Source organism: Streptomyces sp. NPDC048197 (genome assembly GCF_043202395.1).
GTDB lineage: Bacteria > Actinomycetota > Actinomycetes > Streptomycetales > Streptomycetaceae > Streptomyces > Streptomyces siderophoricus.
Genome location: NZ_JBIDAJ010000032.1, coordinates 68,527 through 88,883 on the forward strand (window position 1 = coordinate 68,527; position 20,357 = coordinate 88,883).

17 protein-coding genes are annotated in these 20,357 nt (G+C 71.6%); 12 read left to right on the forward strand and 5 right to left on the reverse strand.

The features are described 5' to 3' along the window. Window positions 1–29 precede the first annotated feature (29 nt). The 3 genes from ACGF4C_RS31035 (at window position 30) to ACGF4C_RS31045 (ending at window position 4,202) form a co-directional block, all read left to right on the forward strand. Window positions 30–770: a DUF402 domain-containing protein gene (locus ACGF4C_RS31035; protein WP_393570669.1), complete on the forward strand. Its 741-nt coding sequence runs from the start codon at window positions 30–32 to the stop codon at window positions 768–770. Between the two features lie 222 nt (window positions 771–992). Continuing rightward, window positions 993–1,676 carry a class I SAM-dependent methyltransferase gene (locus tag ACGF4C_RS31040; RefSeq protein ID WP_393570671.1) on the forward strand — a complete coding sequence of 228 codons (684 nt, stop codon included), beginning with the start codon at window positions 993–995 and terminating at the stop codon, window positions 1,674–1,676. Window positions 1,677–1,766: 90 nt separating this feature from the next. Then, entirely contained in the window at window positions 1,767–4,202 is a 2,436-nt protein-coding gene (locus tag ACGF4C_RS31045) for a SpoIIE family protein phosphatase (protein WP_393570673.1), read from the forward strand. 80 nt (window positions 4,203–4,282) lie between these two features. Here the strand turns inward: ACGF4C_RS31045 and ACGF4C_RS31050 are convergent, their stop codons facing one another. Continuing rightward, window positions 4,283–6,577: a transglycosylase domain-containing protein gene (locus ACGF4C_RS31050; RefSeq protein ID WP_393570675.1), complete on the reverse strand. Its 2,295-nt coding sequence runs from the start codon at window positions 6,575–6,577 to the stop codon at window positions 4,283–4,285. A 396-nt stretch (window positions 6,578–6,973) separates the two neighbouring features. Between ACGF4C_RS31050 and ACGF4C_RS31055 the strand changes: the two genes are divergently transcribed. From ACGF4C_RS31055 to ACGF4C_RS31085, 7 genes are all read left to right on the forward strand, one after another. Next, entirely contained in the window at window positions 6,974–7,876 is a 903-nt protein-coding gene (locus ACGF4C_RS31055) for an SPFH domain-containing protein (protein WP_393570699.1), read from the forward strand. Between the two features lie 73 nt (window positions 7,877–7,949). Beyond that, on the forward strand, window positions 7,950–8,219 hold the full coding sequence (locus ACGF4C_RS31060) for a hypothetical protein (RefSeq protein ID WP_393570677.1): 270 nt from the start codon (window positions 7,950–7,952) through the stop codon (window positions 8,217–8,219). 88 nt (window positions 8,220–8,307) lie between these two features. After that, window positions 8,308–8,832, forward strand: coding sequence for a PadR family transcriptional regulator (locus ACGF4C_RS31065; RefSeq protein WP_030412186.1), 525 nt, complete (start codon window positions 8,308–8,310; stop codon window positions 8,830–8,832). Then, window positions 8,829–9,518 (forward strand): ABC transporter ATP-binding protein, encoded by a 690-nt coding sequence (locus tag ACGF4C_RS31070; protein ID WP_393570680.1) that lies wholly within the window; start codon window positions 8,829–8,831, stop codon window positions 9,516–9,518. Before ACGF4C_RS31065 ends, ACGF4C_RS31070 begins: the two co-directional genes overlap by 4 nt. Then, a complete protein-coding gene (locus ACGF4C_RS31075) occupies window positions 9,515–11,935 on the forward strand; it encodes an FtsX-like permease family protein (protein ID WP_393570682.1) in 2,421 nt (806 codons plus the stop codon). Before ACGF4C_RS31070 ends, ACGF4C_RS31075 begins: the two co-directional genes overlap by 4 nt. 116 nt (window positions 11,936–12,051) lie before the next feature. After that, complete coding sequence (locus ACGF4C_RS31080; protein WP_393570684.1) at window positions 12,052–12,639, forward strand: Uma2 family endonuclease; 588 nt, start codon at window positions 12,052–12,054, stop codon at window positions 12,637–12,639. Window positions 12,640–12,735: 96 nt separating this feature from the next. Beyond that, window positions 12,736–13,362: a Uma2 family endonuclease gene (locus tag ACGF4C_RS31085; protein WP_393570686.1), complete on the forward strand. Its 627-nt coding sequence runs from the start codon at window positions 12,736–12,738 to the stop codon at window positions 13,360–13,362. Window positions 13,363–13,365: 3 nt separating this feature from the next. On the opposite strand, the gene ACGF4C_RS31090 is transcribed toward ACGF4C_RS31085, so the two are convergent. Next, entirely contained in the window at window positions 13,366–14,325 is a 960-nt protein-coding gene (locus tag ACGF4C_RS31090; protein ID WP_393570688.1) for a LysR substrate-binding domain-containing protein, read from the reverse strand. Window positions 14,326–14,456: 131 nt separating this feature from the next. Here ACGF4C_RS31090 and ACGF4C_RS31095 point away from each other — a divergent pair, with 131 nt between their 5' ends. Next, on the forward strand, window positions 14,457–15,011 hold the full coding sequence (locus ACGF4C_RS31095) for a peroxiredoxin (protein WP_030800852.1): 555 nt from the start codon (window positions 14,457–14,459) through the stop codon (window positions 15,009–15,011). A 5-nt stretch (window positions 15,012–15,016) separates the two neighbouring features. Beyond that, window positions 15,017–15,550: an alkyl hydroperoxide reductase gene (locus tag ACGF4C_RS31100; RefSeq protein WP_030412180.1), complete on the forward strand. Its 534-nt coding sequence runs from the start codon at window positions 15,017–15,019 to the stop codon at window positions 15,548–15,550. A gap of 85 nt (window positions 15,551–15,635) precedes the next feature. On the opposite strand, the gene ACGF4C_RS31105 is transcribed toward ACGF4C_RS31100, so the two are convergent. The 3 genes from ACGF4C_RS31105 to ACGF4C_RS31115 form a co-directional block, all read right to left on the reverse strand. Next, window positions 15,636–17,144, reverse strand: coding sequence for an AI-2E family transporter (locus tag ACGF4C_RS31105; protein ID WP_393570691.1), 1,509 nt, complete (start codon window positions 17,142–17,144; stop codon window positions 15,636–15,638). Window positions 17,145–17,268: 124 nt separating this feature from the next. Beyond that, the gene (locus ACGF4C_RS31110) at window positions 17,269–17,967 is read right to left on the reverse strand and encodes a transglycosylase SLT domain-containing protein (protein WP_030412178.1); all 699 of its coding nucleotides are present in this window, start codon (window positions 17,965–17,967) and stop codon (window positions 17,269–17,271) included. A gap of 452 nt (window positions 17,968–18,419) precedes the next feature. Then, window positions 18,420–19,757 carry a PhoH family protein gene (locus ACGF4C_RS31115; RefSeq protein ID WP_030412177.1) on the reverse strand — a complete coding sequence of 446 codons (1,338 nt, stop codon included), beginning with the start codon at window positions 19,755–19,757 and terminating at the stop codon, window positions 18,420–18,422. Window positions 19,758–20,357: the final 600 nt, after the last annotated feature.

Here is a 20,357-nt window from a genome sequence, read left to right on the forward strand (position 1 = left end):
GCGTCATACGGCACCTCTAAAATCTGCCCATGACAGCGGACATGGTGGACACGACGGAAGGCGGGACGGCCGGCGGGCGCGGGACGTCCGGGGTGCGGCAGGTGGCGGCGGACGGCGCGGCGGGCCCCTGGGCGCCGGGCGACCACGTCCTGTGGCGCTACCGCGACAACGCCGACCCGGGGCGCTTCCACATCTGCCGGCCGATGACCGTCGTCCAGGACACCGAGGAGCTGCTGGCGGTGTGGATGGCGCCGGGGACCGCGTGCATCAAGCCGGTGCTGGCCGACGGCACGCCGGTGCACCGCGAGCCGCTCGCCACCCGCTACACCAAACCGCGCCGGACCACCCGCGACCACTGGTTCGGCACCGGCGTGCTGAAGCTCGCGCGGCCCGGCGACCCCTGGTCGGTCTGGCTCTTCTGGGAGCAGGGCTGGCAGTTCAAGAACTGGTACGTCAATCTGGAGCAGCCGCGCCGTCGTTGGTCAGGGGGAATTGACTCCGAGGACCACTTCCTCGACATCTGTGTCTATCCGGACCGGCACTGGGAGTGGCGGGACGAGGACGAATTCGCACAGGCGCAGCGGGACGGGCTGATGACAAAAGCGCGGGCCGCGGAGGTCCGGTCCGCCGGACGGGCCGCGATCGCACAGATCTCGGCCTGGCGCGAACCGTACTCGGACGGCTGGGAGGACTGGCGGCCCGACCCGGCCTGGCAGGTTCCGCGGCTCCCGGAGGACTGGGACCGCCCACCGGAGTGTTTGCGGTCGTGAGGGAGCGAAGTGAAACGGGGTACACCGAGTGGGAGTGAAGGGGGCGGACCGTGGAAAGGTGCGCCTTTGGGCAAAGCTGTTTCCCGCGGGGCGAGGAGCCGGTCCGAGCCCCCTTGCTGCGCCCCGGGTCTTCAAACGTAGGATCGTCCTCCGCAAGACTGCACAGGCGCAACTCCAGAACTGGAAAACGAACTTGACCGCGGTCGCAGGAGAGGCGAGGTCGTGAGCGCGAAGAGCTACGACGAGTACGAGGGCCTGAACCGGTTAGCGCTGGACCGGGCCGGGCAGGCCGACGCCTTCGACGCGATCGGCGACCGCTACAACGACGCCTTTCCGCACAAGGAGGGTCAGGTGTCCTCGGGCGCCTGGCTGGCCGGTGCACTGCCCGCGGGCGCCCGCGTCCTGGACGTCGGGTCCGGTACGGGCCTGCCGACCGCCCGTCAGCTCGCCGAGGCCGGGCACCGCGTGGTCGGTATCGATCTCTCCCCCTCCATGGTCAAGCTGGCCCGGGACAACGCCCCGGGTGCCGAATTCCACCGCCTGGACATCGCCGATCTGCGGGGCGGCCGGCTCGGCGGCCCCGGTTCCTTCGACGGTGTCGCCGCTTATTTCTCGCTGTTGATGCTGCCCCGTGCGGAAATCCCTTACGCACTGGGCCTGCTGCATGATCTGCTACGACCCGGGGGCCTGATGGCCCTGTCGATGGTCGAGGCGGACGTGGACGACTTCCCGATCCCGTTCCTGGGCAACACGATCCGGGTATCGGGTTACCTGCGGGACGACCTGCGCCGGGTCGTGCACGACGCGGGTTTCGACGTCGTCGGGGAGGACGCCTACGCCTACGCCCCGGCGAGCACGGACGTACCACCCGAGATCCAGCTCTTTCTGCACCTGCGACGCGCCTGAAACGCAGCGCGTCGGGCGCGTCCCGTACGGGCTGCGCGCCCGGAACGCGGCGCGTCGGACGCGCAGCCCCGGACGGATGGAATCCCACGCGTGACGGAGCATCCCACCTCCCACGAATCGCGGCGGTCGGCCCCGACCGCCGCGCCCTCGGCGTCCCCTGCGCGGGGGCCGGGCCGGACACCGCCGCTGGGCGCCGTCCCGGACCCGCGCGGCGCCCTGCAGCAGCCCGCCGCGGCCGGCTTCGTCCCGGCGGGGCCGCCGGCCGGCCGGGCCGACGGCGAGCCGCCCGCGGACCACGGTGCGGCCCGGGACGACGCGGCGATTCCGTACGGGGAGGCGTACGGGGACACCTTCGGCGGCGCGGGCGCGTACCGTGGCGCGGGCATGTACAGCGGCGCGAACGCCTTTGGCGGCGCGGACACTTACGGCGGCGACCCCTGGGGCGCCGACTCTTACGGGGAGGTGGCCATGCCGGCGAGCGGGCGGCCGGGCGGCGCACCGGACGGGGAACGCGAGGCGGCCCCGGCGCGGCGGCGGGTGGCGCAGGGCGCGGTGGGCCGCGCGGGCACACCGGATCCGGCCGAGGAGCCGCACCGCGGCGAGCGTCCGCGGCCGGGCGGCGAGGGCATCGGGCGGCCGCGGGACGGCGGCGCCGGACGGTCCCGGGCGGCCGGGGAGGCGACCGGGGCACAGGTGCCGGCGCCGGCCGGGCCGCCGTCGGGCCCGCCGCCCGCTCCGCTGCCGCCGGCCGGCCCGGCGCGTTCGGCGCATCCGGGCGAGAGCGGTGAGGTCGCGGCGGCCCGGCAGGCGGGCGGTGACCGGCTGCGGTTCATCGGTGCGGCGACCCGGCGGATCGCCCGCGGCATCGACCTCGACGAGATCGTGCTGGGGCTGTGCCGGGCGACGGTGCCGACCTTCGCCGACGCGATCCTGGTGTATCTGCGCGATCCGCTGCCGGTGGGTGACGAGCGGCCCACCGGACCGGTGGTGCTGCGGCTGCGGCGCACCGACCGGATCCCGGAGGAGCCGGACACCAACGGCGGGCGGCTGCCGGTGCTGCCGGCGCAGCCCGATCTGGGTCCGGCGATGGGCGGCAGCGCCGCGGAGCTGGCCGAGGTGCGGCCCGGCGGTCCGCTGGCGGAGGTGCTGCGGGGCGTACGGCCGCTGTTCGGCGAGGCGCAGGCGGCGCGGACCGCGCTGCCCGAGCTGCTGGGCCCCGATCCGCGGCTGCCGGGCGGGCACCGGGTGATCCTGGCGCCGCTGCGCGGGCGGCGGCGGGTGATCGGGGCGGCGGTGTTCCTGCGCCGGCCCGACCGGCCGGCGTTCGAGCCGGACGACCTGCTGGTGGCGGCGCAGCTGGCGACGCACACCGCGCTGGGCGTGGACAAGGCGGTGCTGTACGGCCGGGAGGCGTACATCGCGGACGCGCTGCAGCGCACGATGCTGCCGGACTCGCTGCCGCAGCCGACCGGGGTGCGGCTGGCCAGCCGTTATCTGCCGGCCGCCGAGACGGCCCGGGTGGGCGGTGACTGGTACGACGCGATCCCGCTGCCGGGCAGCCGGGTGGCGCTGGTGGTCGGTGACGTCATGGGGCATTCGATGACCTCGGCGGCGATCATGGGCCAGCTGCGCACCACCGCGCAGACCCTGGCCGGTCTCGACCTGCCGCCGCAGGAGGTGCTGCACCACCTCGACGAGCAGGCCCAGCGGCTGGGTTCGGACCGGATGGCGACCTGCCTGTACGCGGTGTACGACCCGGTCGCGCACCGGATCACGATCGCCAACGCGGGCCATCCGCCGCCGCTGATGCTGCACCGCGGCGGGCGCGCGGAGGTGCTGCGGGTGCCGCCGGGCGCGCCGATCGGCGTCGGCGGGGTGGACTTCGAGGCGGTGGAGCTGGACGCCCCGGCGGGGGCCACGCTCGTGCTGTACACCGACGGTCTGGTGGAGTCGCGGATCCGCGATGTGTGGACCGGGATCGAGCAGCTGCGGGAGCGGCTGGCGGAGACGGCCCGGCTGACGGGCCCGAACCCGCCGCCGCTGGAGCCGCTGTGCGACGAGGTGCTGGACATGCTCGGGCCGGGCGACCGGGACGACGACATCGCGCTGCTGGCGGCCCGGTTCGACGGGATCGCGCCGAGCGACGTCGCGTACTGGTACCTGGACCCGAAGGCGCAGACCGCCGGGCAGGCCCGCCGGCTGGCCCGCCGGGCGCTGGCGCGCTGGGGTCTGGACGACCTCACCGATCAGCTGGAGCTGCTGGTCAGTGAGGTGGTGACGAACGCGGTGCGGTACGCGGAGCGGCCGATCACGCTGCGGCTGCTGCGCACCGACGTGCTGCGCTGCGAGGTCGGGGACGACGTACCGCAGCTGCCGCGGCTGCGGCAGGCCCGGCCTTCGGACGAGGGCGGGCGGGGGCTCTACCTCGTCAACCGGATGGCCCGGCGGTGGGGTGCGACCCGGCTGAGCATGGGCAAGGTGGTCTGGTTCGAGCTGAGCATGCCGCCGGGGACGCCGCGCCGCTGACCCGGTTCCGTACGGCAACAGCGCGGCCCCCGCCGGTTCGGCGGGGGCCGCGCTGTTGTCGTTCTGGTCGGCTGCCGGCGTCAGTTGAAGCCCGGCATGCTGTTGGCGCCCTTGGTGCCGCCGTTGCCGTTGCCGCCGGTGCCGCCGTCGACGCCGCTGGTGGTGCCGGTGGTGTCACCGCCGTCCACACCGCCGTCCGGCGGTGAGGCCGTGTCGCTCGGGGTGGTCGGGCTGCTCGGGCGGCCGCTCGGGGTGTGCGACGGGCGGCCCGACGGGGACGACGGGGTGCCGCTGGGGGTGCTGCTCGGGCTGCCGGTCGGCGACGGGGTCGTCGAGGGGGTGGCGGTCGGCGACGGGGTGGTGGTCGGCGGGACCGCGGCGCCCATGTCCGTCTCCAGGTCGAAGTCGCCGCCGGTGCTGCCGCCGAGCGCGGTCTGTGTGTAGTCCGCCCACACCTTGGCCGGGTAGCCGCCGCCGTTGACCCGGCCGCCGCCACCGGTGCCCTTGAGGGTCACCTGGGCGCCGCCGTTGGGCGACTCGCCGAACATGCCGACCGCGGTGACCAGCTTGGGCGTGTAGCCCACGAACCAGGCCGACTTGTCGTCGTCGGAGGTACCGGTCTTGCCGGCGGCCTTGTAGGCGGTGTTCTTGACGGCCTCCGAGGCGGTGCCGTCGTTGACCACGCCGGTGAGGACGGAGGTCACGGTGTCGGCGGTCCTGCGCTCGAGGACCTGCTGGCCGATCGGGTCCTTGATCTTCAGCTCGTGCTCCACGCCGTCGACGCTGTGCACGGCCTTGGTGACCATCGTGGGGGTGACCTTGACGCCGTGGTTGTCGAGCGTGGCGTAGGCCCCGGCCATCTGGAGCGGGCTGGCGCCCATGGCGCCCAGGGTCATGGCCGGCTTGACGTCCATCTTGGAGCCGTCCATGCCGAGGCTGACCGCGGTCTTCTTCACGTTGTCCAGGCCGACGTCCGCGCCCATCTGCGCGAAGACCGCGTTGACGGAGTTGTTGGTGGCCGTCTGGACGGTGATCTTGTCGTAGTCGTGCTCGTCCTCGTTGGGCGGCGCGAAGGGGATGGTGCCGCCGACGACCGGACGGCGGTTGCTGCCGTCGTAGATCGTGTTCGGGGTGATCTGCACGCCGTCCTGGGTCTGCGCGCTGTTCTGCATCGCCGAGGCGAGGATCAGCGGCTTGAAGGTGGAGGCCGCCTGGTAGTCGGAGCGGGTCGCGTTGTTGCGGTAGTGCTTCGGGTAGCCGGCACCGCCGTACATCGCGACGATGTGTCCGGTCCTGGGGTCCACGGAGGCGGCGCCGAGCTGGGCGTCGCCGTCGACCTTGCGCTTGGCGGGGTCGAGGTCGCCGGTGAACTTGCGCTGGACGGACTTCTCCAGTGCCTTCTGCTTGTCGGGGTCGATGCCGAGGGTGACGGTCCAGCCGCCGGCGTCGAACCGCTTCGGGTCGACGCCCTGGGCGAAGAGCTCCTGCTTGGCCGCTTCGAGGATGTAGGCCTTCTGGCCGGTCACACCGGGCATCGGCTTGGGCGGCTTGGGCTTCTCGAAGTGCTGCCGGGCGCGCTCGTCGGGCGAGAGCCAGTGCATCTCGGCCATGTTGTTGAGCGTGTACGCCCAGCGCTGCTTGACCAGCTTCCGGCCGGTGGCGGTGGCGGCCTGCCAGTCGTACTGGCTCGGCGCCTGGAGCAGCGAGGCGAGGTAGGCGCCCTCCGTGACGGTCAGCTTCTCGGCGTCCTTGCGGTAGTACGCCTGGGCGGCGGCCTGGATGCCGTAGGCGCCGCGGCCGTAGTAGCTGGTGTTGAGGTAGCCCTCGAGGATCTGGCTCTTGGAGAGCTTGTCGTCCACCTTGAGCGAGATGACGATCTCCTGCAGCTTGCGGCTGACCGTCTGCTCGTCGCTCAGGTAGTAGTTCTTGACGTACTGCTGGGTGATCGTCGAGCCGCCCTGCTTGCCGTGCCCCATCAGCGTGTTGAGGATGCCGCGGGCGGTGCCCCACAGGTCGACGCCGGAGTCGTGGTAGAAGCTCTTGTTCTCCGCGGCGACGAAGGCGTGCTGCACCTTCGTGTCGATCTGACTGAGGCTGATCGCCTCGCGGTTGAGCTTGCCGCCGCGGGCGAAGACCTTGCCGTTGGCGTACTTGAAGACGTTGGCCTGCTTGCCTGCGTCCTCGTTGCCCTTGGCGGGGATGTCCACGTACAGGTACAGCCCGATGAAGGCGGCCATGCCCAGCAGGCACACCCCGAGGAAGGTCCCGAGGATCTTCTTCCAGGTGAAGAGGCGGCGTATGCCGGACTTCTTCTGCTTCGTCTTGGCCCGGCGGGCGCTCCCCTGCTGCGCCCGTCTCGCTTCCGCTCGGCCCATCGCTTCGACAACTCCAGTCGTTCCGCCCCCAGCTAACTCAGCTGTTGAAGCTAACACCGCATCTGTCAACAAATACTCATCGATCAAGGCTTTTCCCGACGTGACAAACAGCACCCGGCGCGACGGAACCAGGGGGTGGGTTTTCTGCGTCGCCCGGCTCTCACCTGTGCACTTGCCGTAAATCGGGCTCGGCGCGGGGACTGGACGACCGGGTCGCCCGTCCGTTAATCTGCTATCACTTTGCTAGACCAGCGACATCATGAAGTGCGGCGGACATCACGCGCCGCATCGGGAGAAACGGGGATATCCATGTCCGAGAAGCCAGCGGCCGACCACCTCACCGGCCCCACCTCAGGCCCCACCGCCGGCGACGACCTCGCCGTGACCGCCCCCGAGATGCCCCGCCCGCAGATCCGCGAGGTCAGGGCACACAGCATCGCGGGCGGGCTGGCCCTGCTGCTGACCGTGCTCGGCGTGGCGCTGGGCGTCGCCGGGATCGCCGTCGGCGGCTTCCTGGCCGACGGCGGCAACAAGGCGGCCGGCATACCCCTGATCCTGGCCGGGGCCGCGATCCTGCTCGGCTCCCTCTTCTGCATGACCGGCGTGAAGATGGTGGCCCCCGGCGAGGCCCGGGTCATCCAGCTCTTCGGGCGGTACGTCGGCACCATCCGCACCGACGGCCTGCGCTGGGTCAACCCGCTGACCACCGCCCGCAGCATCTCCACCCGGGTGCGCAACCACGAGACCGCGGTGCTGAAGGTCAACGACGCCTACGGCAACCCGATCGAGCTGGCCTCGATCGTGGTCTGGCAGGTGGAGGACACCGCCCAGGCGCTGTTCGAGGTCGACGACTTCCTGGAGTTCGTCGCCACCCAGACCGAGGCGGCGGTCCGGCACATCGCGATCGAGTACCCCTACGACGCGCACGACGAGGACGCCCTGTCGCTGCGCGGCAACGCCGAGGAGATCACCGAGAAGCTGGCCCTGGAGCTGACCGCGCGGGTCCAGGCGGCCGGCGTGCGGATCATCGAGTCCCGCTTCAGCCACCTCGCCTACGCTCCCGAGATCGCCTCGGCGATGCTCCAGCGCCAGCAGGCCGGCGCGATGGTCGCGGCCCGCCAGCAGATCGTCGAGGGTGCGGTCGGCATGGTGGAGCAGGCACTGGCGAGGATCAGCGAGCAGGACATCGTCGAACTGGACGAGGAACGGAAGGCTGCCATGGTCAGCAATCTGATGGTGGTGCTGTGCGGCGACCGGGCCGCCCAGCCGGTACTGAACACGGGCTCGCTGTACCAGTGAGGGAGCGTAGCGAGCGAACCATTAGGGGGTGCGTGCCTCGCGAATGCGAGGCCGAGCGTAGCGAGGTTTCAGCATGAGCACGGGGACCCCGGAGGAGTCCGGCGCCGAAGGCGGACGGACCCCCGCGCGACGGCCGCAGCAGCGCAAGCAGGTGCTGCTGCGGCTGGACCCGTTGATCCATGACGCGCTGGCCCGCTGGGCGGACGACGAACTGCGCAGCGCCAACGCGCAGATCGAGTTCCTGCTCCGCAAGGCGCTCTCCGAGGCGGGGCGGCTACCCCGGGGCGCGGGGGCGATCCCGCGCCGGGGCCGCCCGCCGAAGAAGCCGGACGACCAGCAATAGGGCCGCACACCACGACGGGCGGCGCCGCCTCCTCCCCCTATACACCTGACGTATACACCGCCGTTACACCGCCAGTAAGGTGGTCGGCATGTCAATCGGTCATACGCTGCTGGGCCTTTTGGAGTCCGGCCCCCGCCACGGCTACGACCTCAAGCGGGCCTTCGACGAGCACTTCGGCCAGGACCGCCCGCTGCACTACGGGCAGGTCTACTCCACGATGTCCCGGCTGCTGAAGAACGGCCTGGTCGAGGTGGACGCGGTGGAGCCCGGCGCCGGCCCGGAGCGCAAGCGGTACGCGATCACCGACGCCGGCGTCACCGATGTCGCGCAGTGGCTGGCCCGCCCGGAGAAGCCCGAGCCGTACCTGCAGTCGACGCTCTACACCAAGGTGGTGCTGGCCCTGCTGACCGACCGCAACGCCGCCGAACTCCTCGACGCCCAACGCGCCGAACACCTGCGGATGATGCGCGGACTGACCGAGCGCAAGCGCACCGGCGACCTCGCCGACCAGCTGATCTGCGACCACGCGCTGTTCCACCTGGAGGCCGATCTGCGCTGGCTGGAGCTGACCGCCGCCCGGCTGGAGAAACTGGCGGAAGCGGTCCGGGCATGACCCCCGAGGGCTCCCTGCTCGCCGCCGAGGGGCTGCACAAGGCCTACGGCCGCACCCCGGCCCTGGCCGGCGCGGACTTTTCGATCCACCCCGGTGAGGTCGTCGCCGTGATGGGCCCCTCCGGCTCCGGCAAGTCGACCCTGCTGCACTGCCTCGCCGGAATCATCACCCCCGACTCCGGCACGGTCCACTACGGCCCGCACACCCTCACCGGCCTGACCGACGCCCAGCGCAGCGCCCTGCGCCGCACCGACTTCGGCTTCGTCTTCCAATTCGGCCGTCTGGTACCGGAGTTGACCTGCCTGGAGAACGTCGCGCTGCCGCTGCGGCTGAACGGCACCCGGCGCAAGGAGGCCGAACGCCGCGCCCACGAGTGGCTGGAGCGCCTGGAGGTCGAGGCGGTGGCCGGCCAGCGGCCCGGCGAGGTCTCCGGCGGCCAGGGCCAGCGGGTCGCGGTCGCCCGTGCGCTCGCCACCCGGCCCCGGGTGATCTTCGCCGACGAACCCACCGGCGCGCTGGACTCGCTCAACGGCGAGCGCGTGCTGACCCTGCTGACCGACGCCGCGCGGGAGACCAGTGCCGCCGTCGTCCTGGTCACCCACGAGGCCCGGGTGGCCGCGTACTCCGACCGCGAGGTCGTCGTGCGCGACGGCAAGGTGAAGGACATGCTGGCGGGCCTGATATGAGCCTGCTGCGCTCCCGCACCGGCACCTACGGCGCGGGCGGCGACGGCCGCGGCCCGCTCGGCGCCGCCCGCTTCGGCCCCGGCGCCTGGGCCCGCGACCTCGCGATGGGCATGCGGTTCGCGGCCGGCGGCGGCCGCGAGGGCTGGATCCGCACCGCGCTGACCGCCGCCGGGGTCGCCCTCGGCGTGGCCGTCCTGCTGCTCGGCGCGTCCGTCCCGCACCTGATGGACGCCTGGCACGGCCGGGAGAAGGCCCGCGAGAACCTCGGCCAGCTGCACGAACCCCGGCCCTCCGACACCACCTTGCGCTACGCCTCGGCCGACACCACCTTCCACGGCGCCGAGGTCCGCGGCCGGCTGGTCCGTCCCGACGGCGCGCACCCGCCGGTCCCGCCCGGCATCGACCGCCTCCCCGGCCCCGGCCGGATGCTGGTGTCCCCCGCCCTCAAGGACCTGCTGGGCTCCCCCGGCGGTGCCCTGCTGCGCGACCGCCTGCCGTACGAGATCGCCGGCACCATCGGCGACGCGGGGCTGCTCGGCCCGAAGGAGCTCACGTACGTCGCGCAGCGCGCCACCCTGGCCGCACCGGACGGCTACCGCATCGACCACTTCGGCAAGAGCTGGGACCCGCGGCCGATGAGCGCCCCTGCCGTGCTGCTGGTGATCATGACGTGTGTGGCACTGATGACGCCGGTGATGGTCTTCATCGGCACGTCGGTGCGGTTCGGCAACGAGCGCCGCGAGGAGCGGCTGGCGGCGCTGCGGCTGGTCGGCACCGACGTCCCGACGACCCGCCGGATTGCCTCCGGGGAGGCGCTGTTCGGCTCGCTGCTCGGGGTGGCCGGCGGTGCCGCGCTGTTCCTGGCCGCCCGCGGCCTCGCCCCGTACATCACGCTGTGGGACATCAACGTCTTCCCCGCCGACATCACCCCCGGCCCGCTCGCCGCCGCCCTGATCACGCTGCTCGTCCCGGCCGCGGCGGTCCTGGTCACCCTCCTCGCCCAGCGCTCCGTCACCGTCGATCCGCTCGGCGTCGTCCACCACCGCCGGCCGGTCCGCCGCCGGCTGTGGTGGCGTCCGGCGCTGCCCGCCGTCGGTGCGCTGCTGCTGGTCCCGCTGGCCTGGGAGGGGCCGTGGACCGACGACCCGCTCAACACCGTCCGCCTCGCGGCCGGTGCGATGCTGCTGCTGCTCGGGGTCACCGCACTGCTGCCCTGGCTGGTGGACGCGGTGGTCGGCCGGCTGCACGGCGGCCCCGTCTCCTGGCAACTGGCCGTCCGCCGCCTGCAGTTGAGCAGCGGTTCGGCCACCCGCGCGGTCAGCGGGATCACCGTCGCGGTGGCCGGCGCCATCGCCGTCCACATGCTGATGACCGGGATGCAGGCCGGGTACGCCACGGCCTACGCGGAGTCCGGCAAGCTGCCGCGGATCGGCCTGTGGGGCAACGCGAAGGACTGGCCCACGACCCAGCGGGCGCTCACCGCGCTGCGCGCCACCCCCGGCGTGACGGACGCCCGCGGCACCATCGACGGCCTCGCCGGCCCCCTCCCCACCGACCGCGCCGCCGCTGCTCCCGCTCCCCCCGAACACCCCTCCACCCTGGCCATCGGCAGCTGCGCCGAACTGCGCCGGCTCGCCCAGCTGCCCTCCTGCCGGGACGGCGAGGTCTTCCTCACCGCCAACACCCCGGACCGCGAACCGGCCCTGGTCCCCGGGGCCCGGCTCGACCTCAACCCGCCGATGGTGCGGGGCGACCGGCTCGACCCGCACCCCTGGACCATCCCCCGGTCCGCCCGCACCGCCCGGCTGCTCGCCCCCGGCCACGGCCCCGGCCTGTTCTCCTACGACCTGCTGGTCACCCCGTCCGCGCTCGACCCGGGCCGGCTGAACGCCCCCAGCATGGAGCTCCGGGTCGACTTCGACCGCTCCGTCCCCGACGCGGTGGAACACCTCCGCACCACCGCGTCCCGGTTCGACCCGACCGTGCTGGAGTCGTCCGCGGTCGACAATCCGCACGACGGCCAGTACTCCAGCGTCCGCAACGCCCTGTTCGCGGGCGCCGTGGTCACCCTGCTGCTGATCGGCGCGGGCCTGATCATCACCACCGTCGAGCAGCTCCACGAACGCCGCCGCCTGCTCGCCACCCTCGACGCCCACGGCATCCGCCGCGCCACCCTCGGCCGGTCGCTCCTCTGGCAGACCGCCCTCCCCGTCCTCCTCGGCCTCGCCCTCGCCCTGGCTTGCGGACTCTCCCTCGGCGCCCTGCTCCTCACCATGATCGACAGCGCCGTCACCGTCGACTGGCCGGTCGTCCTCGCCATGACCGCCACCGGCGCCGCCGTCATCCTCTTCGTCACCGCCCTGAGCCTGCCGCCCCTGTGGCGCATGATGCGACCGGAGGGCCTGCAGACGGAGTGACGCGCGCGTCCTCGAACGGGTGAACCACTCCGTACGGCGAGCGGGCCAGGACCGGGTACGACGACGATGCCCTGACACCGCTCAAGGACACCTCAACGCCCGTCAGGAGCCGAGAAATGCCACCCCGTGCGACCCGTGCGTCCACCCTCCTCGACGAGGTCGACCAGCTCATGGACCGCCTCCCCGGCGTCCGCTTCGAGGTCATCGGCGGGGAGATCCGGGTGACCCCGCTGCCGGACGGGGCCCATGGGTGCGTACTGACCGACCTGACGCTTCTGTTCATCGAGGCCGGTCTGCACGCCGGGAACAGGCACGTCCTCCAGAAGCTCGCCGTCCGGCTGCCGACCGGCCCCTACGACTTCGCCATCCCCGATCTCGCCCTCACCGACGACTTCGACGGACATCTCGTCGAGTTCAACTGCTACGACCCCGTCATCTTCCGCCTGGTCCTGGAAGTCACCTCGAACAACTATGGCAACGAGCTGGACACCAAGGTCGCGGCCTATGCCAGCGCCGAGATCCCGGTCTACGTCATCCTCAACCGTCGCGACGACTGCCTCCACGTCCTGACCGACCCGCGCCACGGTACGTACCGAAACCACCGGGTCCATCACCCCGGCGAACAGGTGACCCTCCCGGCCTCCGTCGGGACAAGGGTGCACCTCGACGTGGCGGCATTGCTCACCCGAGCCCGCCGCTGCTGAGCATGATCCTCGAACGGGTGAACACTGTCGTACGAGACGTGCGCAGGCACTCCTGCCTACGATGATGGCCTCGGCACCAGCCAACGGGAGGCATGCATGTCCGCAGCAGCTGTCGAGGGTCCTTACGCGCACGGCCGCGAGCCTCTGACGCTCCTCGAACAGGCCGACCAGCTCATGAAGCAGCTCCCTGGCCACCGCGTCGAGATCCTCGGAGGCGTCCTCACCGTGACCCCACCCCCTGACCCCGCCCATGCAAAGGGGCTTTCCCGTCTCCGGCGACCCTTCGTCGCGGCCGGGCTGGACGGCGGCCGGACAGAGGTGCTGGAAGGCCTCGGCCTGTGGTTGCCGGACGGACCGGAGGACTTCGCCGTTCCTGACCTCTCCGTGGTGGACGCCGACTTCCAGGATCACGTCATCGAGTACGGGTGCTGCGACCCGGCGGTCTTCCGGATGGTGCTGGAGGTCACGTCCACGAATTACATCAACGACCTGCGCACGAAGGTGACCGCCTACGGGGCGGCGAAGGTGCCGGTATATGTGATCGTCGACCGCAGGCACGAACGCCTACACGTCCTCACCGAGCCGATGGTGGACGACTATGCCGTGCACCGCATTCATGTGGCCGGCGAGAAGGTCACCCTTCCGGAGTCGATCGGCGCCGAAGTCACTCTGGACGTCGGGCAGGTCCTGGACGACGCCCGGCCGCGGGCCGCCCGCCCCTGACCCTCACCCCGTAACCATCCGCACCGGCAGCCCCCGCAGCGCCTCCCGCAGTGCCGCCGCGAACTCCTGGAACTCCTCCTGCCGGGCCGCGCCCGTGCGCATGGCCAGGGCGATCCGGCGGGACGGGGCCGGGTCGGCGAAGTAGCCGGTGGTGAGCTGGTCGTTGCGGCCGGTCTCGACGCGGAGGGCGGTGCGCGGCAGGAGGGTCACGCCCAGGCCGCCGGCCACGAGCTGGACGAGGGTGGAGAGGCCCGCCGCGCTGGTGGTGACCGGGGTGTTCTCGTCGCGGCCGGCCTCCCGGCAGATGTCCAGGGCCTGGTCGCGCAGGCAGTGGCCCTCGTCGAGCAGCAGCAGGTCGAGCTCCTGGAGCGCCTGGCGGGGGATGTCGCCGCGGCCGCCGAGCCAGTGGTCCTTGGGCGCGACGAGCACGAAGTCCTCGTCGAAGAGCGGGAGTTCGGTCACCTGGGGGACGCCGAGCGGGACGGCGAGCAGGAGCAGATCGAGGCGCCCGTGCGCCAGGCCGTCGAGCAGCGACGCGGTCTGTTCCTCGTGGACCTGGAGGTCCAGGTCGGGATAGGTGTCGTGGACCAGGCGGAGCACGGCCGGGAGGAGGTACGGCGCCACGGTCGGGATGACGCCGAGACGGAGGACGCCGGTGAAGGGCGCGCGGGCCGCCTCGGCCTCCTCCATCAGGTCGCCGACGGCCTCCAGGACCGTACGGGCCCGGGCGGCCACCCGCTCCCCCGCGGGCGACAGCAGCACCTTGCGCGTCGTACGCTCCAGCAGCTGCACCCCGAGGGCCTCCTCCAGCGCGGAGACCGCGCCGGACAACGCGGGCTGGCTCATGCCGATCTCGGCCGCCGCCTCGCGGAAATGCAGATGCTCGGCCACCGCCGCGAACGCCCGCAGCTGGGCCAGGCTGGGCTGGCGGGGCCGGCCGCCCTGGCTGGCTGGTGAAGCCACTGATAACCACCTCCGATCAACATCAACCAGTCTAGCTATTTCCCTGATCAATGCGTCCTGTGGCACTGTGAGTTCCGTCCAAGCCTCAAGGAAAGCCTCAAAAGGGACTTTCTACGCAACAAGGAGAGCGCGTGCTCACTGTCGGTGACAAGTTCCCCGAGTTCGACCTGACTGCCTGTGTCTCGCTGGAGAAGGGCAAGGAGTTCGAGCAGATCAACCACAAGACCTACGAGGGCAAGTGGAAGATCGTCTTCGCGTGGCCCAAGGACTTCACCTTCGTGTGCCCGACCGAGATCGCCGCGTTCGGCAAGCTGAACGAGGAGTTCGCCGACCGTGACGCGCAGGTCCTCGGCTTCTCCGGCGACTCCGAGTTCGTGCACCACGCCTGGCGCAAGGACCACCCGGACCTGACCGACCTGCCCTTCCCGATGCTCGCCGACTCGAAGCACGAGCTCATGCGCGACCTCGGCATCGAGGGCGAGGACGGCTTCGCGCAGCGCGCCGTCTTCATCGTCGACCAGAACAACGAGATCCAGTTCACGATGGTGACCGCCGGCTCCGTCGGCCGTAACCCCAAGGAGGTCCTGCGGGTCCTCGACGCCCTCCAGACGGACGAGCTGTGCCCGTGCAACTGGAGCAAGGGCGAGGACACCCTGGACCCGGTCGCGCTGCTGGCCGGTGAGTGAGACCCATGGCCCTCGATGACCTGAAGTCCGCGGTCCCGGACTACGCCAAGGACCTCAAGCTGAACCTCGGTTCGGTGATCGGCAACAGCGACCTGCCGCAGCAGCAGCTGTGGGGCACGGTCCTGGCCTGCGCGATCGCCTCGCGCTCGCCGAAGGTGCTGCGCGAGCTGGAGCCCGAGGCGAAGGCGAACCTCTCCGCCGAGGCGTACACCGCCGCCAAGTCGGCCGCCGCCATCATGGCGATGAACAACGTCTTCTACCGGACCCGGCACCTGCTGTCGGACCCGGAGTACGGCAACCTGCGCGCCGGCCTGCGGATGAACGTCATCGGCAACCCGGGCGTCGACAAGGTCGACTTCGAGCTGTGGTCGCTGGCCGTCTCGGCCATCAACGGCTGCGGCATGTGCCTGGACTCGCACGAGCAGGTGCTGCGCAAGGCCGGTGTGGAGCGCGAGACGATCCAGGAGGCGGTCAAGATCGCTTCCGTGCTGCAGGCGGTCGGCGCCACCCTGGACGCCGAGGCCGCACTCGCCGAGTGACCCGGTAGCCCTACGGCGCCCGAAACCCGAAGAACCCCGCGGACGTTGCGTCGTCCGCGGGGTTCTTCGTGTCGTCGTCCGGGTGCTACTCCCGTTCGCCGTCGCCGTCCTCGTCGCTCCGGGCCCTCCGGACCGGCGGCGGGGTCGGCGCCACCCCGAGGGCGGTGGCGCCGCGCGGGGCCACCGACATCCGCACCGCCTGCTCCCGGGAGTACGAGCGCAAATACCCGACGACCGTGTTGGTGACCGCCACCAGGGGCACGGCGACGACCGCACCGCCGATCCCGGCGATCAGTCCGCCGGCCGCGACCGAGAGGATCACCGCGAGCGGGTGCACCCGGACCGCCCGGCCCAGGATGAACGGCTGCAGCACATGGCCCTCGATCTGCTGCACGGCCAGCACCACCGCCAGCACCATCAGCGCCGTGAACACGCCCTGGGTGACCAGCGCGACCACGCACGCCAGCGCGCCCGAGACCACCGCGCCGACCAGCGGGATGAAGGCGAACAGGAAGATGAAGACGGCGAGCGGGACGGCCAGCGGCACGTTGAGGAAGTACAGCCCGATGCCGATGAAGATGGCGTCGATGAGCGCCACGATCACCGTGCCGCGCACATAGGCGGTCAGCGTGCGCCAGGCCCGCGGCCCGGCGCCCGCCACGCCCTCCCGGGCCGCGCCGGGGACGAGCTTGAGCACCCACTCCCAGATCCGCCGCCCGTCGTAGAGCAGGAACAGGGTGGTGAACATGGCCAGCAGGATGCCGGTGAGGACCTCCAGGACGACGGTGACGCCCTCCAGGCCGACCGAGGTGATCGCCTCGGTGTTGGCGCCGATCGCGTCCTGCAGGTTCTTGGCGATGCTGTTGATCTGACTCTCGGTCACATGGAACGGGCTCTTCAGCAGCCAGCCCTTGAGCTCGCTGATGCCCTCCTGGATGCGGCTGGAGACCGAGTCGATGTTGTCCTGGACCTGCCACACCACGAACCAGCCGACCAGGCCCATGACCACGAAGCCGCCGATGAAGGTCAGCGTGGTGGCCGGCCCGCGCGGCAGCCCGCGCCGGCGCAGCCAGCCGACCGTCGGCTGGAGCAGCGCGGTGATCAGCATCGCCGCGATGAAGGACAGCACGACCAGCTGGATGCTGGTGATCACTTGCGCCAGCACCCACAGCGTGGCGGCCAGCACCAGCAGCCGCCAGCCCGCCTCGGCGGCGACCCGTACGCCCCACGGCACGGCGTCGACCGGATCGGGCCGGGCCGCCACGGCCGGCGCGTACGAGGGCGGCGCGGGCACCGAGTCCGGGGCCCGCGAAGGGGCCGGCGGTGCCGCGTCCTCCGCGCCCGTGCCCGGGTGCGGTACGCCGTCCCCGGCCTCCGGCAGCTGCGTACGGGGCACGGCGAGCGTGGCCACCGGTGCGTCGGCCACCGGTCCGTCGAGCGCCGACGACGCCGAGCGTTCGACACGCCCCAGCTCGTCCGTGTCCCCGGCTGCTGCGGCGGCGGCCTCGGCGCGGCGGCGCTGTTCCTCCAGCCGCTGCGAGAGCCGCGTCAGACCGGCGCCGAGGCCACCGACCCACTGAGGCAATCTGGACATCTGCCTTCCTCTTCCCCTCCCGTGCGCCACGTTGACGGGCACGACGTTACCCGTGCACGACGCACGAAACCCCCGACGCGGTGCGTTCGGGGGTTTCGAGAGGCGCGGTGTGCGGCCGATGGGCCTAGTACCAGCTGTTCGCCTGCCAGAACGACCAGGCGCCGCAGGGGCTGCCGTAGCGGTCGTTCATGTAGTTCAGGCCCCACTTGATCTGGGTCGCCGGGTTCGTCTGCCAGTCGGAGCCCGCGGAGGCCATCTTCGAGCCGGGCAGCGCCTGGACGAGGCCGTAGGCGCCCGAGCCGGCGTTGGTGGCCTTGTAGTTCCAGCCGGACTCGTGGCTCACGATGTTGCTGAAGCACTGGAACTGGTCGCCCGCCATCATCTGACGCGCGATGGCCTGCGTCTCGGCGATGGTGTACGAGCTCTTGCCGACCAGGTCGCCGAGGTCGGTGCGCTCGGAGGAGCGGGACGCGGCCAGCTCCTTCTTCTTGCGCGCGTCGGCTTCCTTCTTGGCCTGCTGGTCCGCGGCGTCCTTCTTGCTCTGCGCGGTCTCCGCGGCAGCCTTGCGCGCGGCCTCCTGTGCAGACTTGAGGGCGCTCGCGTCCGCCTGGGTGGACGCCTCGTCCGCCTGCTGCGTCAGGGAAGCCGTCTGCACCTGGGCCTGAGCGCCCGCGGGGATGTCGGCAATGGTCGTCGCGTCGGCAGCGGTGGCCTCGGCGTTGACCGTGGCGGGCTGCCCTGCAGCGACGCCGACGACGGCGCCGACGGTGGTGACCGCGGTGGCGGAGGCCACGGCGAATCCCCGGACCGAGATCCGGCTCACACGTTTTCCTTCCAGCATCGCCCGCTTAGGTGACCTCGCGGACGCAATCGTGCCCCTGGCGCTGGTCTCCCCTTGTTCCGGGCCCTGTTGAGCGGGCGGGACCGGCTGGTCACGGGAGGCACTGGCCCGGTACGTCCCCCTCGGGGTCCGCGTGGTGCTCGGGCGGCATACGGCGACTCACTATGAAGTTCGGGTGTTCTGCACCGCTGGGGGTGCGGATGCCGTATGCGGGGCCTGACAGGACCCAGACTCTGCCCGAACGACACACCGGGAATCAATTCCCGGCCGGGTGTGAAAGCTCACACCTCGTTTACCCCCGGGTATTTTCGGATATCGGCGCGCAGCAGAACGCCGCCCGGCTAAGCTCCTTCGCTTCGCCGGGCGGCGCCGCCTTACAGCGGGTCAGATCCGGACAACTGGCCCGATCCGAGCGGTTGTCCAGGTCTGGCGGGTCAGATCCTGACGTCCTCCAGCATTTCGGTCACCAGTGCCGCAATCGGCGACCGTTCCGAGCGGTTCAGGGTGACATGGGCGAAAAGCGGATGCCCTTTCAGCTTCTCGACGACGGCGACCACTCCGTCGTAGCGCCCGACCCGGAGGTTGTCCCGCTGGGCGACGTCATGGGTGAGCACGACCCGGGAGTTGGCCCCGATACGGGACAGAACCGTCAAAAGGACATTGCGCTCCAGGGACTGGGCCTCGTCCACGATGACGAACGCGTCGTGCAGCGACCGCCCGCGGATGTGGGTCAGCGGCAGCACCTCCAACATGCCGCGCCCCACCACCTCTTCGATGACGTCCTTGGTGGTCACCGCGGAGAGCGTGTCGAAGACGGCCTGCGCCCAGGGGCTCATCTTCTCCGCCTCGCTGCCCGGCAGATAGCCCAGCTCCTGCCCGCCGACCGCGTACAGCGGGCGGAACACCATCACCTTGCGGTGCTGCCGGCGCTCCAGCACCGCCTCCAGGCCTGCGCACAGCGCCAGCGCCGACTTGCCCGTGCCGGCCCGCCCGCCCATCGACACGATGCCGACGTCCGGGTCGAGCAGCAGGTCCAGCGCGATCCGCTGTTCGGCGCTGCGCCCGTGGATGCCGAACGCCTCCCGGTCGCCCCGGACCAGCCGGACCGTGCCGTCCGCGGTGACCCGGCCGAGCGCCTTGCCGCGCTCGGACTGCAGCACCAGGCCGGTGTGCACCGGCAGCCCGGCCGCCTCCGGTACGTACACGGTCTCGGCGGAGAACAGGTCGTCGACCTGGTCGGCGGGGACGGCCACCTCGGCCATCCCGGTCCACCCGGACTCGGTGATGGCGAGTTCGGCGCGGTACTCCTCGGCCAGCAGGCCCACCGAGGACGCCTTGATGCGCATCGGCAGGTCCTTGGAGACGACCGTGACGTCGAACCCCTCGGCCTGGAGGTTGCGCGCGACGGCGAGGATCCGCGAGTCGTTGTCACCCAGCCGGCTGTGCCCGTTGAGGAAGCCCGGGGGCAGGATGCCGGTGTCGGAGTGGTTCAGTTCGACCCGGAGCGTCCCGCCGAGCTCCCCGATGGGGATGGGCGAGTCCAGCCGCCCGTGCTGCACCCGGTACTCGTCCAGCCGGCGCAGCGCCTGCCGGGCGAAGTAGCCGAGCTCGGGATGGTGCCGCTTGGCCTCCAGTTCCGTGACCACCACGACCGGCAGCACGACCTCGTGCTCGTCGAAGCGGGTCATGGCGCCTGGATCCGCCAGCAACACACTGGTGTCGAGGACATAAGTGCGCCGGTCGTTGTCACGGCGCTGCTTGCTGTTCACCACGGGTGGACGAACCCCCTCGGATGAGGTTGGGGTGCGACGGCGTCGCGGGGCGGTGTGCTCCCGGAGGCGTGGTGCTCCCAGCGGCTGCTGGGCAGCGCCCTCGGGACCCCCGGCCATCTCATGACCGGACCGGGCTCAGGCCACGATGCACGGGCCGAGCGCCGGCCCCTCGCGTCGCCCGTGCGGTACGCACGGATCTCCGTGATGTGCAAAGGGCCTCCCGGGCGGACGGCACCGTGCCGTCCGCTGAGATGCGGCGCCCGATGGCTTGTTCCGGACGCCGACCTGGATGGGATATTCCCTCGAACCCCCGTCGCCATGCCACGGCATATGACGCACGGTCGATGAACCTTGGGTTACGCGTGATCGCTTCGCCGGGGCGGCCGGCGCGGGCGGCGCGAGAGGGGCCGACCGGGTGGTTCGCGGGCGAAGACGCCGTCAGAAAAGCCCCCGCCGGGGCCCGTTCGGGGCCGGCGGGGGCTTCGCTGTGAGGAGGGTACGGCCTGCTAGGAGATGTCTTCAAATGTCACGCCCACATCAGGAGCGAGGCGAGGGTGACGGCGGCCTGGTAGGACTCGGTGGTCTTGTCGTAGCGAGTGG

Excerpts from the sequence above, each read along its gene's own strand:
- ACGF4C_RS31035 (WP_393570669.1), top strand. The coding sequence starts at position 30 with ATGACAGCGGACATGGTGGACACGACGGAAGGCGGGACGGCCGGCGGG.
- ACGF4C_RS31050 (WP_393570675.1), bottom strand. The coding sequence starts at position 6,577 with ATGGGCCGAGCGGAAGCGAGACGGGCGCAGCAGGGGAGCGCCCGCCGG.
- ACGF4C_RS31055 (WP_393570699.1), top strand. The coding sequence starts at position 6,974 with ATGCCCCGCCCGCAGATCCGCGAGGTCAGGGCACACAGCATCGCGGGC.
- ACGF4C_RS31060 (WP_393570677.1), top strand. The coding sequence starts at position 7,950 with ATGAGCACGGGGACCCCGGAGGAGTCCGGCGCCGAAGGCGGACGGACC.
- ACGF4C_RS31065 (WP_030412186.1), top strand. The coding sequence starts at position 8,308 with ATGTCAATCGGTCATACGCTGCTGGGCCTTTTGGAGTCCGGCCCCCGC.
- ACGF4C_RS31070 (WP_393570680.1), top strand. The coding sequence starts at position 8,829 with ATGACCCCCGAGGGCTCCCTGCTCGCCGCCGAGGGGCTGCACAAGGCC.
- ACGF4C_RS31075 (WP_393570682.1), top strand. The coding sequence starts at position 9,515 with ATGAGCCTGCTGCGCTCCCGCACCGGCACCTACGGCGCGGGCGGCGAC.
- ACGF4C_RS31080 (WP_393570684.1), top strand. The coding sequence starts at position 12,052 with ATGCCACCCCGTGCGACCCGTGCGTCCACCCTCCTCGACGAGGTCGAC.
- ACGF4C_RS31085 (WP_393570686.1), top strand. The coding sequence starts at position 12,736 with ATGTCCGCAGCAGCTGTCGAGGGTCCTTACGCGCACGGCCGCGAGCCT.
- ACGF4C_RS31100 (WP_030412180.1), top strand. The coding sequence starts at position 15,017 with ATGGCCCTCGATGACCTGAAGTCCGCGGTCCCGGACTACGCCAAGGAC.
- ACGF4C_RS31105 (WP_393570691.1), bottom strand. The coding sequence starts at position 17,144 with ATGTCCAGATTGCCTCAGTGGGTCGGTGGCCTCGGCGCCGGTCTGACG.